11 protein-coding genes are annotated in these 12,740 nt (G+C 66.5%); 7 read left to right on the forward strand and 4 right to left on the reverse strand.

All coding sequences use genetic code 11. The annotated features are described in order from the left end of the window. Nucleotides 1-9: 9 nt before the first annotated feature. The gene (locus JVX90_RS05920) at nt 10-330 is read right to left on the reverse strand and encodes a PGPGW domain-containing protein (protein ID WP_205331484.1); all 321 of its coding nucleotides are present in this window, start codon (nt 328-330) and stop codon (nt 10-12) included. A 215-nt stretch (nt 331-545) separates the two neighbouring features. Then, nucleotides 546-992 (reverse strand): MarR family transcriptional regulator, encoded by a 447-nt coding sequence (locus JVX90_RS05925; RefSeq protein WP_205331485.1) that lies wholly within the window; start codon nt 990-992, stop codon nt 546-548. 69 nt (nt 993-1,061) lie between these two features. On the opposite strand from JVX90_RS05925, the gene JVX90_RS05930 reads away from it, so the two are divergent. The 5 genes from JVX90_RS05930 to JVX90_RS05950 all read left to right on the forward strand — a co-directional run bounded on the left by JVX90_RS05930 (nt 1,062) and on the right by JVX90_RS05950 (nt 9,817). Continuing rightward, on the forward strand, nt 1,062-2,105 hold the full coding sequence (locus JVX90_RS05930) for a hypothetical protein (RefSeq protein ID WP_205331486.1): 1,044 nt from the start codon (nt 1,062-1,064) through the stop codon (nt 2,103-2,105). Between the two features lie 153 nt (nt 2,106-2,258). Further along, a complete protein-coding gene (gene ettA, locus JVX90_RS05935) occupies nt 2,259-3,935 on the forward strand; it encodes an energy-dependent translational throttle protein EttA (RefSeq protein ID WP_275889946.1) in 1,677 nt (558 codons plus the stop codon). Between the two features lie 150 nt (nt 3,936-4,085). Beyond that, nucleotides 4,086-8,609: an NAD-glutamate dehydrogenase domain-containing protein gene (locus JVX90_RS05940; RefSeq protein ID WP_240194074.1), complete on the forward strand. Its 4,524-nt coding sequence runs from the start codon at nt 4,086-4,088 to the stop codon at nt 8,607-8,609. 45 nt (nt 8,610-8,654) lie between these two features. Then, the gene (locus JVX90_RS05945; RefSeq protein ID WP_205331488.1) at nt 8,655-9,137 is read left to right on the forward strand and encodes a thioesterase family protein; all 483 of its coding nucleotides are present in this window, start codon (nt 8,655-8,657) and stop codon (nt 9,135-9,137) included. Nucleotides 9,138-9,139: 2 nt separating this feature from the next. Continuing rightward, nucleotides 9,140-9,817 carry a hypothetical protein gene (locus tag JVX90_RS05950; protein WP_205332295.1) on the forward strand — a complete coding sequence of 226 codons (678 nt, stop codon included), beginning with the start codon at nt 9,140-9,142 and terminating at the stop codon, nt 9,815-9,817. A gap of 25 nt (nt 9,818-9,842) precedes the next feature. On the opposite strand, the gene JVX90_RS05955 is transcribed toward JVX90_RS05950, so the two are convergent. Together JVX90_RS05955 and JVX90_RS05960 are read right to left on the reverse strand one after the other, a co-directional pair. Then, entirely contained in the window at nt 9,843-11,441 is a 1,599-nt protein-coding gene (locus JVX90_RS05955; RefSeq protein WP_205331489.1) for a glycoside hydrolase family 13 protein, read from the reverse strand. A gap of 19 nt (nt 11,442-11,460) precedes the next feature. Further along, complete coding sequence (locus JVX90_RS05960; protein WP_205332296.1) at nt 11,461-11,853, reverse strand: globin; 393 nt, start codon at nt 11,851-11,853, stop codon at nt 11,461-11,463. A 164-nt stretch (nt 11,854-12,017) separates the two neighbouring features. Here JVX90_RS05960 and JVX90_RS05965 point away from each other — a divergent pair, with 164 nt between their 5' ends. Together JVX90_RS05965 and JVX90_RS05970 are read left to right on the forward strand one after the other, a co-directional pair. Then, nucleotides 12,018-12,266, forward strand: a complete 249-nt coding sequence (locus tag JVX90_RS05965; RefSeq protein ID WP_008378339.1) for a hypothetical protein — start codon at nt 12,018-12,020, stop codon at nt 12,264-12,266. Continuing rightward, a complete protein-coding gene (locus JVX90_RS05970; protein ID WP_205331490.1) occupies nt 12,253-12,720 on the forward strand; it encodes a DUF5130 family protein in 468 nt (155 codons plus the stop codon). The genes JVX90_RS05965 and JVX90_RS05970 overlap by 14 nt, the downstream gene beginning before the upstream one ends. Nucleotides 12,721-12,740: the final 20 nt, after the last annotated feature.

Raw genomic sequence — 12,740 nt, forward strand, 5'->3', positions numbered from 1 at the left:
GAGCAGGGACTACGCGAACGCGTAGGGGACCTGCAGCGCCCGCTGGTGCTCGAGCCACGTCTGAACGAGGCGGGCGCCGGTGATGCGCTCGACGCGGCGATGGACGGCCGCGTCGATCCGCTGCCACGCGTGGGTGGCGATCGCCCCCGCCCGGCGGAGGTACTTGACGATGAACGACGTGACACGGTGCGCCCACTCGAATTCGGTCGACAGCACGCCGAGGCCGAGGAAGAACGATCCCCAGCCGGGGCCCGGGATGGGAAGCGGGATCATGACGAGTCCAGCCAAGAGGAGCAGCGTTCCGACGACGGCGACGCCAACGCGGTACATGCGATCAAGTGAACGGTGACGCCGGATCGCGTATCGCTGCTTCCGGTGCCAGATCTTGATTCGCAGGCGCCTACTCAAATCGCCGTCCCTCTCCTCGTCCGCCGTGTCGTCGGTGTGTCCGTCGGGCTTGCAGGGTGAACGACCCGGCTTTGCGCGACGGTTCCCAGTGTGACACACGTCATGGGAATAAATCAGGGTTGGCACGCAAACATCGGTCAGGATTTCCCTCTAGTCGCGGCCGAGTTGTACCTGTGCAGCAGGGCGGCAAACATTGCGACGTCGTCGGCGGGCCAATCGACCAGCAGGGCGCTGATTGCGGCTTCGCTGGCGGACGCGATGTCTCTCAGCGTGGTTCGCGCGAGGTCGGTCAGTTCTAGTCGCTGACCTCGGGCGCTGCGGCCATCGGCGACGCGCGCCAGAAGGCCACGATCGCGGAGTCCGCCGAGTTGTCTGCTCGCGGTCGACTTGTCGATCATGGCGGCGTTCGCGAGTTCGGCGGCGTTCGTTCCGGGGTGGTCGTCGACCATGCGCAGGAGCGAGTACTCGGTGAACGTCAGGCCGTTAGCGGCGTAGATGCCGCGTGCGCCGTTCCGCAGTCGGCGGGAGAGCGCGGTCAGCTCGCGCTCCACGGTGACGACGCTCTCTTGCTCAGGCTCATTCATGGTTGTATATTACAACCATACCGAAGTTGCATATTACAACTTTGCTAGAAATGAAAGGTCGCACGCTTCATGTCAGCCAGCCCGACACCGGCACTGCCCGTCAAGACGATCGCCACCCACGTTCTTGTCCCCGTACTCATCGGCATCGTCATGGCGGTCTGCTACATCGGCGGCTTCCACAAACCGGACCCACACGGACTGCGCGTCGACGTCGTCGGTCAACCCGCGGTCACCGCGCCGGTCGGTGAGGCGTTGTCGGCAAAACTCGGTGACGCCGTGGACTTGGACTACGTGACGACCGTCGACGAGGCGCGCAATGCCATCGAGAACAGGGAGATCTCTGCGGCGTTCGTGCCCGGCGTCGACAGCAACGAGGTCCTCGTCTCCACGGCTGCGAGCGACCCGACGGCGATGGTCGCCGAGCGCATCTTCTCCTCGGTCAGCGAACACACGCAGACGCGGCTCGTCATCACCGACGTCGTCCCGGCGGACCCGGGCACGGACCCGTCCGGTCAGAGCCTGTTCTTCCTTCTCGTTGCACTCACTGTCGGCTCGTACGGAACCGGCATCGCGATCGCCGTCGCGGGAGGTGGCCGCTCTATCGGAGTGCGCCTGGCCTTCGCCGCAGGAGCGGCCATCGCAGTCCCGGCCGCTGTCATCGCCGTCGCCTCGGTGTTCGACGCGTTGCCGGGATCCGGCTGGGGCGTGTTCGGGCTCGCGGTTCCGTACGCCCTCGCGACGATGCTGTTCGCGATCGGCCTGCATCCGCTGATCGGCCGGTTCACGACCTTCGCCATGGTCACGATCTTCGTGGGCCTCAACTTCACAACCAGCGGCGGCGTGTTCGCGCCCACCCTGCAACCGGCCTTCTTCGGTGTCCTGCACAACTTCTGGATCGGCGCAGGATTCAACGAGGCTGCTCGCAACCTCGCCTACTTCCCGAATCTGAGCATCGCCGGCGAGCTCGGCAAGCTGGCAGGATGGCTCATCGCCGCGTTGGCTCTGGTCGCGGCGGCGACCGTCGTGGAGCGACGTCGCCACGCTGCCACGGTGAAGGCTCAGCAGCCGTCACCGGCCCAGCTCTCCGAACTCGAGGAGGAGATCGTCGCCTGACCTGCCGCCCTCCCGCCCACGCTGATCACAACACCGCATCGACCGATAGGATGGCCGATGAACCATGCCCACTCTCGGTGTTCCGTTGTGACAGCCGAGGTGTCGAGAGCATGTCCGCAATCGCAGTAACCCTGATGCTAGGAGTCGAAACCGGTGGCCGGTGAATTCATTTACACGATGAAGCAGGTGCGCAAGGCGCACGGCGACAAGGTGATCCTCGACAACGTCACCATGAGCTTCTACCCGGGCGCCAAGATCGGCGTCGTGGGGCCGAACGGCGCAGGCAAGTCGTCGATCCTGAAGATCATGGCCGGACTCGACCAGCCGTCGAACGGCGAAGCATTCCTCGACCCCGAGGCCACTGTCGGCATCCTGATGCAGGAGCCTGCCCTCAACGAGGAGAAGACCGTCCGCGGCAACGTGGAGGAGGGTCTCGGCGAGATCAAGGTGAAGCTCGACCGCTTCAACGAGATCGCCGAGCTCATGGCGACCGACTACTCCGACGAACTCATGGAGGAGATGGGTCAGCTCCAGGAGGAGCTCGATCACGCCGACGCATGGGACGTCGACTCGCAGCTCGAGCAGGCGATGGACGCCCTCCGCTGCCCGCCGGCAGACGAGCCCGTCACGCACCTGTCCGGTGGTGAGCGACGCCGCGTCGCACTGTGCAAGCTCCTGCTGAGCAAGCCCGACCTGCTGCTCCTCGATGAGCCAACCAACCACTTGGACGCGGAGTCGGTCCTGTGGTTGGAGCAGTTCCTCGCCAACTACGCCGGCGCCGTGCTCGCCGTGACGCACGATCGCTACTTCCTCGATCACGTCGCTCAGTGGATCTGTGAGGTCGACCGCGGCAAGCTGCACCCGTACGAGGGCAACTACTCGACGTACCTCGAGAAGAAGGCCGAGCGCCTCGAAGTCCAGGGCAAGAAGGACCAGAAGCTGCAGAAGCGCCTCAAGGAGGAGCTCGAGTGGGTTCGGTCCGGCTCCAAGGCTCGCCAGACCAAGAACAAGGCGCGTCTGGGCCGCTACGAGGAGATGGTCGCGGAAGCCGAGAAGCACCGGAAGCTCGACTTCGAAGAGATCCAGATCCCGACTCCGCCTCGTCTGGGCAACGTCGTGGTCGAGGTCAAGAACCTCGACAAGGGCTTCGACGGCCGCGTCCTCATCAAGGACCTGTCGTTCACCCTGCCGCGCAACGGCATCGTGGGCGTGATCGGTCCCAACGGTGTCGGCAAGACGACCCTGTTCAAGACCATCGTCGGGCTCGAGTCGCCCGACTCCGGCGACGTGAAGGTCGGCGAGACCGTCAAGCTCAGCTACGTCGACCAGAACCGCGCGAACATCGACCCGAAGAAGTCGGTGTGGGAGGTGGTCTCCGACGGGCTCGACTTCATCGAGGTCGGCCAGAACGAGATGCCGTCGCGTGCGTACGTCAGCGCCTTCGGATTCAAGGGCCCGGACCAGCAGAAGCCGTCGGAGGTGCTGTCCGGTGGTGAGCGAAACCGCCTCAACCTCGCGCTGACGCTCAAAGAGGGCGGAAACCTGATCCTGCTCGACGAGCCGACCAACGACCTCGATGTCGAGACGCTGAGCTCGCTCGAGAACGCTCTCCAGCAGTTCCCCGGCTGTGCCGTCGTGATCTCGCACGATCGTTGGTTCCTCGACCGGACCTGTACCCACATCTTGGCGTGGGAGGGCAACGTCAACGAAGGCCAGTGGTTCTGGTTCGAGGGCAACTTCGAGGCCTACGAGGCGAACAAGCTCGAGCGCCTCGGCGCCGACGCGGCGCGCCCGCATCGGGTGACTCACCGCAAGCTGACGCGCGACTGATCCACCTGTTCGACACCGGAGCCGGCCCGGGGCGGAAGCCCCCGGTCGGCTCCTGTCGTCTGCGCCCCACGACCCTTTCCGCGATACCTGCGGGTAACACGACGACCACCGTAGGCTCGTCGGAGCACAAATAGGAAAGGTGTGGAGAACGTGGCCGACTTGGCGGAGCGCTACGGCGCAGACGTCCATGACCTGGCGAAGGCTCAGGTCGACATGCAATTCGATCGACATCGGGCAGTGGGGGCGATCAGAACGCCCGGCGAGGCTCGTGTCGCAGCGACTCGACTCCACGACGGGACGATCGAACTGCAAGTGGTCGTCGACGACGTCCCATTGCTCGTCGAGTCCATTCTGACTGTCGTCGACGAAGCCGGCTACACCGTGGTCCGCACCGATCATCCGCGACTCGCCGTTGCCCGAGACGCTGACGGACGCCTCGACACAGTCGGCGCACGGCGGGACGAATCGTGGATCACCGTGACCACCGCTCCGTCACCAGACGCCGATCTCGATGCGCTCGCGACGGCGGTGACCGCGACACTCCATCGAGTGGCGTCGGTCCACGCAGACACCGATGCGATGCGCGAACGAATCGCCGAAGTGATAGCCGGGCTCGCCGACGCCGGGGCCGACCTCGAAGACGTCCGCCTGCTCGAATGGCTCGCCGCGCGCGCGAACTTCGTCGGCCTCGGATATCGCGCAGCGACTTTCGAGTCCACTGCGGGGGAGGCCCTCGGCGTCTGGCGGGACCCAGACACGCCGCGCCCGGCACCGGCGGTGTCCGGCGTTGCCGTGGACCGTGCGTGGTTGCCGACCGGTGTGCTCCGCGGGCAGTTTCCCGTCCTCGTACGCGCGGCCGTCGGCAGCGTGGAGCACCAGTTCGTCGGCCTCATTCCAGCTACTGGCCTGTACCAGTCGGTGCTCGACATTCCGCGAGTCCGCACGAACGTACGTGCCGTCCTGACCGGCCTCGACCTTGAAGAGGACAGCTACGGCGGTCACGCGGCGGTTGAGCTTCTGCAGACGTTCCCGCTGGTCGAATTGATGGCCTGCACGTCCGACGACCTGACTCGCCGAATCAGTGATCTGCTCGATGCCCAGGCGGGCCGGTCACCCCGATTCCAGGTGCGCGCGGGCCTCGACGGACACACGATCAGTGCACTCGTGTTCATGCCCCGTGAGGCGTACTCGACCGCTGTCCGCACCCGCGTGATCAACATCATCAAGGACGCCCACGGCGGTCACGAGACCGACTTCACCACCCGCATCTCGCAATCCTCGTTGGCCCAGCTTCAAGTCCTCATGCACGTGGGGACGGCGACTGTCCTCGACGATCAGGCAGGCGAGTCGTGCCGCGCTCAGCTCGCGGCGGCGGTCCGGACGTGGGACGACCACATTCGCGACAGGGTGTCCGACGATGCCTCATTGCGGCTTCTCGGGACTGTAGCCGAGCGGTATCGGGATGAGCGTGATCCCGCCGATGCGACAGCCGACTTACCGATCGCGGCAGGCCTGGATTCGGGCGATCTCCATGTCGCCGTCGACACCCCGGACTCCGGTGCCTGGACGTTCACGCTGTATCTCTGCGACCGTCAGGCCGCCCTCACCGATGTGCTGCCGATGCTGCAGAGCCTCGGACTCACGGTCGAGGACGAGCATCCCCACGTCATCGACCGACCCGACGGATCCCGCGTCTGGATCTACGAGTTCACCGTGCAGCCCGCCCCAGGTGTCGACGTGGAACGAACCCCGGACCTGCCCGAACGTGTCGCGGATGCCTTCCGTCGGATGTGGCGCGGCGAGGCCGACATCGACGGCCTCGGCGAACTCGTCCTTCGGGCCGGCTTGTCCGCACGGTGGGTCGCGATGCTCCGCACGTACGCGCGCTACCTGGGCCAGTGCGGATTCGGGTACACCCTCGCGCACATCGCGACCGTCCTGGGGGAGCAGCGTGACGCTACGGCGGCGCTCGTGGACTTGTTCGAGGCGTCGTTCGATCCGGACAGTGCTGACGATCGGCGGCGCGTCGAGGCGTCGGACCGCTTGGACCGGCACATTGCGGGCATCCTCAGCCTCGATGCCGACAGAGTGGTGTCGGCGCTGGCCGCGACCGTCCGGGCCACCCTGCGCACCACCTTCTACATCGACGCGGACGGCTGGACCCGGCCGACGATCGCCGTGAAGCTCAGCACCGGCGATCTCGCGCACGCGCCAGCGCCACGCCCCAAGTACGAGATCTTCGTGCACTCGCCGCTCGTCGAAGGTGTTCATCTCCGGTTCGGCGACGTCTCGCGAGGCGGACTGCGCTGGTCCGACCGGTTGGAGGACTTCCGCACCGAGATCCTCGGTCTGGTGAAGGCACAAGCGGTGAAGAACGCGGTGATCGTGCCCGTCGGCGCCAAGGGCGGGTTCGTCGTGAGACGCGGACCGGCGACCCGCGACGAGGGCATCGAATGCTATCGGGCCTTCATCGCGTCACTCCTGCAGCTCACCGACGATCTCGACACCGCGACCGGCGCTGTTCTGCACCCGCCCCGCGTCGTGCGACGCGACGGCGACGATCCCTATCTGGTGGTGGCGGCCGACAAGGGCACCGCGTCGTTCTCCGACATCGCGAACAGCGTGTCCGCGCACTATGACTTCTGGCTCGGTGACGCATTCGCGTCCGGCGGATCCGTCGGATACGACCACAAGGCGATGGGCATCACCGCGCGCGGCGCGTGGGAGAGCGTGAAGCGACACTTCTGGGAGATGGGCGTCGACGTCCAGACCCAGGACTTCACCGCGGTCGGCGTGGGCGACATGAGCGGCGACGTGTTCGGCAACGGCATGCTCGCCTCCCGGCACACGCGGCTGGTCGCCGCGTTCGATCACCGCCACGTCTTCGTCGACCCGAACCCCGACGCCGCGTCGTCGTACGTCGAGCGTGAACGACTGTTCCGACTGCCGCGATCGTCGTGGGCCGACTACAACACCTCGCTGATCTCCGCGGGCGGCGGCGTGTGGCCGCGCGATGTGAAGTCGATACCGATCAGTCCGCAGATGCGGTCGGCGCTCGGGCTGGCCGACGACGTGACCGAACTGTCTCCGCCGGAACTGTTGCGCAGTGTGCTGCTCGCCCCCGTCGATCTGCTGTTCAACGGTGGTATCGGCACCTACATCAAGGCGTCCGACGAAGCCGACGCCGAGGTCGGCGACAAGGCGAACGATCCGATCCGCGTCACCGGATCGCAGCTGCGTGTGAAGGTGGTCGGCGAAGGCGGCAACCTCGGTGTGACCGAGCACGGACGCATCGAGGCAGATCTGTCGGGAGTGCGGATCAACAGCGACGCACTGGACAACTCCGCCGGCGTCGACTGCTCCGATCACGAAGTGAACATCAAGGTCCTGCTCGACTCGCAGATCGCCTCCGGAGCTCTCGACGCGGACGATCGTGTGAGCTTCCTCGAGTCGATGACCGACGACGTCGCCGCGCTCGTGCTGGCCGACAACGTCGCGCAGAACGCCGAACTCGGCGTCGCGCGCGGGGCGGCTGTCGACGACGTCGAACTGCACGCCCGAATCCTGACTGAACTCGCCGAATCCGGAGTCGACCTGGCGTTGGAGGCGTTGCCGACACCAGCCAAACTCCGCGCTCGGCGGGCCGGTGAACTCGGCAGAGGTCTCACCAGCCCCGAGCTCGCAACCGTGATGGCCCACGTCAAGCTGCTGACCAAGGGCAGGCTGCTCGCGTCGAACCTGCCGGACAACGACTTGTTCATCCCGCTGGCGGCCGCGTACTTCCCGGAGGCGGTCCGGGAACGGTTCGCCGACGGGATCGCGGGTCACCGGCTGCGCCGCGAGATCGTCACCACCTGTTTGGTGAACCAGATCGTCGACGATGGCGGCATCGCGCATCTGTTGACGATCGCCGAGTCGACCGGAGCCGACACGGGTGAGGGTGCACGCGGATTCGTCGTGTCCAACGACGTGTTCGGGCTCAGTGCGCTGATCGGCTCGATCCGCGGCCAGCGGATTCCCGCCGTGACCGGCGACGCGATGACGTCGCGTGTGAGGAGGCTGCTGGCGACGTCGTCCCGCTGGTTGCTGGCACACCGCCCGCAGCCGCTCGCCATCGCGGCCGAGGCCACTCGGTACAACGACGTTTCGGTGCTCGCCCCGAGACTTGGCGAGTGGCTGCGGCGCGCGAGTGCCGACACCGTCGAGGCGACGGTGTCCGAGTACACGGCCGCTGGCGTGGACACCGAGCTGGCTCGGGTCGTCGCCGAGGTCCCGTACCGGGTTCACCTGCTCGACGTGCACGACCTCGCCGAGATCGAGGACCGTGATCCCGACGAGGTCGGCGACCTGCTGTTCGCGGTGCTCGACCACTTCGGGATCGACCGTCTGATCACGGCGGTCGACGGGCTGCCGCACGGCGACCGTTGGGACCTGCTCGCCAGGGTGGCGCTGCACGATGACTTGCTCGCCGTGCTGCGGGGCCTCACCGGGTCGATTCTGGCGATGAGCGAACCCGACGAGACGTCGGAGCAGAAGATCTCCGAATGGTCGTCTGCACGCACCGCGCTGCTGCAGCGTGCAGGAGGGACGCTCGACGAGTTGACGGTGGCGGACAGCTGGGACATCGCCACGTTGTCGGTGGCGGTTCGGGCGTTGCGTAGTGTGATCGGGTAGGAGCGGCTGGTCCGACGGCCGCCGACCTTGAAGGGGGCCGCGGGAATGACCGACCCGATTGCAGTGACCGACGCCGAACGTCGACTGTTCGACGACGGTGGCCGACGCACCGACTCCGGGTACGTCGTGTCGGTTCCGGTCCGATGGTCGGACATGGACGTCTACCAGCACATCAACCACGCCCGCATGGTGACGCTGTTGGAAGAGGCCCGCATTCCCTGGCTGTTCTACGACGACAAGCCGACAGTGCTGCTGCGCAAAGGCTGCCTCGTCGCCGACCTTCACGTGAAGTACCAGGGACAGATCCGGCATGACGAATCGCCGATCTCGGTGACGATGTACGTCGAGCGGCTCCGGGCCGTCGACTTCACCGTCGGCTACGAGGTACGGCCCCGCGGGGCGGCTCTCGACTCGAAGCCCGCGGTCGTAGCGTCGACCCAGCTCGTGTCGTTCGACATCGACACGCAGCGTCCTCGCCGGATGACCCCCGAGGAGAAGGCGTACCTGTCGTCCTTCCAGCGGTCGTGACGATGTCCGCGCGCGGCGTCACGCCGCACCGGGAGTCCGATCGGGCCGATCTCGCAGCCTTCGTGGCCCGTGCTCGACGCGTGGACGACTCGGGTGTGCTGCGCATTCACGCGCGTCCCGACTCCCGAGTCGGCCTGTGGGTCCGCACGGGCTTCGACGTGCTCGCGACCCGATCGATCTTCGGCTCCGTCGAGCCCGGCGACGTGATCGCCGATACCGCAGTCATGTCGTCGGCCCTCGCTGCGGGCGACGCCGTGATCGATGTGGGTGCGCCGCCGACGATCGCCTGGCAAGGCGCTCTCCCCGGCGCCGGCGGTTTCGTCCATGTGGACGACGTCCCTGCGCGCGATGTCATTGATCTCGCGCGCCGGGGCGCCGGTGTGGCGCGCGACGACTCGGGCGCACTCGGGCCCGCCTCGTCACTGCTGGATCAGAAGGTCCTGTCGGTCGTCGACGACGATGTGAGCGTCGACGTCACGATGCGCGCAGTCTTCGCACTCACGGCGATGGGTTTCGTCCGTGACGCTGCGGGCCGAGAGATCACGTCGGAGTCGCCGCTCGACGCGATCGCTCCAGACGAGCCGGTCCGCGTCCGCGCATCCGGCGCGTGGGCCCGCATCGACGCCCGCTTCGGTTCCGTCTACCAACGACGCTCGTCGCTGAACCTCAACGTCTCCTAGCTGCGACGCGTCGACCAACAGCCCGTCAGACGAGCCAGGCTGCGGTGTTCGGGGGAAGGAGGCCCGCGTCCAGAGGCGTGCTGACGAGAAGGACCTGCCCCGGAGGCAGGGGGACGGGGACGTCTGAGGCGTTGAGCGCGCAGATCAGTCCACCGGGACGACGGAAGGCGATGCACCCGTCCGGGGCGCCGTACCACTCGACGGTGTCGCCGGAGAACTCCGGCCGGTTGTACCGCAGCTCGAGAGCTTGCCGGTACAGGGACAGCGTTGAGAAGATGTCTTCGAGCTGGGCTTCAACGGTCAGCGACGCCCACTCCGCCGGAATGGGCAGCCACGTGTCGGCGGTGGAACTGAAGCCGAACGGCGGTTCCGTTCCCTCCCATGGCAGCGGTACGCGGCACTCGTCTCGTCCGCGGTCGGTGTGGCCGGAGTTCTCCCACACCGGGTCGACGAGCGCTTCGTCGGGCAGATCGGCGTTCGGCAGGCCGAGCTCGGCGCCGTTGTAGATGAACACGGTGCCGGGCAGAGCGAGCTCCACAAGCGCCATCGCCCGGGCGCGCAGCTCCCCGATTCTGGTGTCGCCCGCGGGCGCGTACCTCGACACCTCACGCGGCACGTCGTGATTCGACAGCGTCCAGGTAGGTGTCGCGCCGACGATTTCGGTCGCCGTCAACGACGACGCGATGGCGTCACGGATCTGGTCGCCGTCGAAGTCGACGGTCGCGAGACGGAAGTTGAATCCGAGGTGCAGTTCGTCCGGGCGGACGTACTTGGCGAACGCCTCATTCGACTCGACCCACACCTCGCCGACGTTGAACGTGCCCGGGTACTCGTCCATCACGGCGCGGATCGCACGGTGGATCGCATGCACGCCCTCGCGGTTGAAGCGTGGGTCGTCGTCGGTGTGCTTGAGGATCTCCGACGGATGCTCCATGTCGGGAAGGCCTTCGGGTTTGGCCATTCCGTGGGAGACGTCGATCCGGAAGCCGTCGACGCCGCGGTCGAGCCAGAAGCGCATCGTGGTGCGCAGATCCTCGAGGACCTCGAGGTTGTCCCAGTTCAGGTCGGGCTGCTGCGGTGCGAACAGGTGCATGTACCACTGGCCCGGTGTGCCGTCGGGTTCAGTGATCCGGCTCCAGGCCGGGCCACCGAACACGCTCGTCCAGTTGTTCGGCGGGAGGGAACCGTCGTCGCCGAGACCGTCCCGGAAGATGTATCGCGCACGTTCACGGCTGCCGGGTCCGGCGGCCAGGGCGGCGACGAACCACGTGTGCTGGTCGCTGGTGTGGTTGGGGACGAGATCCATGGTCACCCGGATGTCGCGGTCGTGAGCGTCACGTACCAGCCGGTCGAAGACGGCGAGGTCGCCGAAAAGAGGATCCACATCGCGCGGGTCCGACACGTCGTAGCCGTGATCGGCCATGGGCGACCGCATGATCGGCGACAGCCAGATCGCGTCGACGCCCAACAGCTCGAGATAGCCGAGCTTGTCGATGACGCCGGCGAGATCGCCGACTCCGTCACCATTGAGGTCCGAGAACGATCGCGGATACACCTGATAGACCACGGCGGACCGCCACCAGTCATCGGCCGGTCCGGAATTGCTCACGTACTGTTCGCTCACGTACGCGATTGTTTCACAGTCAGATGGGGCTGTTGATCAACGAATCGGCCGCCATCTCCATGTATTCGAGGAGTCGGGCTCGATGATCGTCGTCGAGGACGTCCGATTCGACGGTTCCTATCGCGATCCGCATGCATCGGAGCCAGGCGTCGCGCTCGAGGGGGCCGACCTTGTACGGGACGTGGCGCATGCGCAGTCGGGGGTGACCGCGTTCGTCCGAGTAGGTGTGCGGTCCACCCCAGTACTGTTCGAGGAACATGCGGAGGCGCCGTTCGGCCGGGCCCAGGTCCTCTTCGGGGTACATCGGTCGCAGGATCTCGTCGGACGCGACCTCCGCGTAGAACGCAGCGGTGATCCGCTCGAACGTCGCGTGGCCGCCGACCTCGTCGTAAAAGGTGCTCACAGCGCCCATTGTCCACGACATGAGTCGTCTGCGACGCCGACGGCCGTCGTCTACGACGCTGCGTAGGCCCTATTGCGACAACCGTCGGAGCCGTGAGCTAAATTGGTCAACGATGACCTGCACCTGGCGGGTCGTGTGCGCTCAACTCCAGGCGCGAGTCGAAAGGGTGGGGTGTGGACCAGCTCATAGTTCCCGTCGGTGTGACGGTCACCGCGCTGTGCGTGCTCTCAGTGATTCTGTGTGTCGTCGCGATGGCTTTCTCCTGGGGCGTCAAGCGTCCCGAGGTCAAGGAATACACGCTCGACCAGCGGTGGGACCGCGGCCCCGCGCTGTTCACCGCGACCGACATCGATCCGATGACTCTCGCCCGGCACACCGAGCCCGGCGACACCGAGGGAGGTTCCGCAAGTGGCAAGTGGTGACATCGCGCACGTCGATCCGGCGTCGCTCCCCATCGGTTCGGCCGTCACGTCCAGCGGTCGCGTGTCCGCGGCCCTCTACCCGGGCCAGGGATTCGGCACCCCGCCGCTGAGTCAGGACGACCTCATCCTGCTCGACGACACGCTCAAAGAGACCAGTGAAGTGGCCCGCGTGCGCTTCTCGGTCTTCATCGGCGACCTCGGCTCCGACGTCGTCGCAGGCGCGCGTGCTGCCCTCGCAAAGGCGCCCGAGCCCTACAACGGCGCTCTGCTGGCGGTCTCACCGAACTCGCGCGACGTTGTCGTGGTGTCGGGTTCGGACGTCGCGGGTCGTGTCAACGATCGTGTCGCCGAACTCGGTGTCGCGGCTGCTCTCTCGGCGTTCAAGCAGGGTGAGCTCGTCGACGGCCTCGTCTCCGCGCTGCGCGTGATGGCCACTGCCGTCGCCCGCCCCTGATCTGACAAGTTCTCCACGAA

This window comes from Gordonia sp. PDNC005 (genome assembly GCF_016919385.1).
In the GTDB taxonomy this organism is placed as follows: domain Bacteria; phylum Actinomycetota; class Actinomycetes; order Mycobacteriales; family Mycobacteriaceae; genus Gordonia.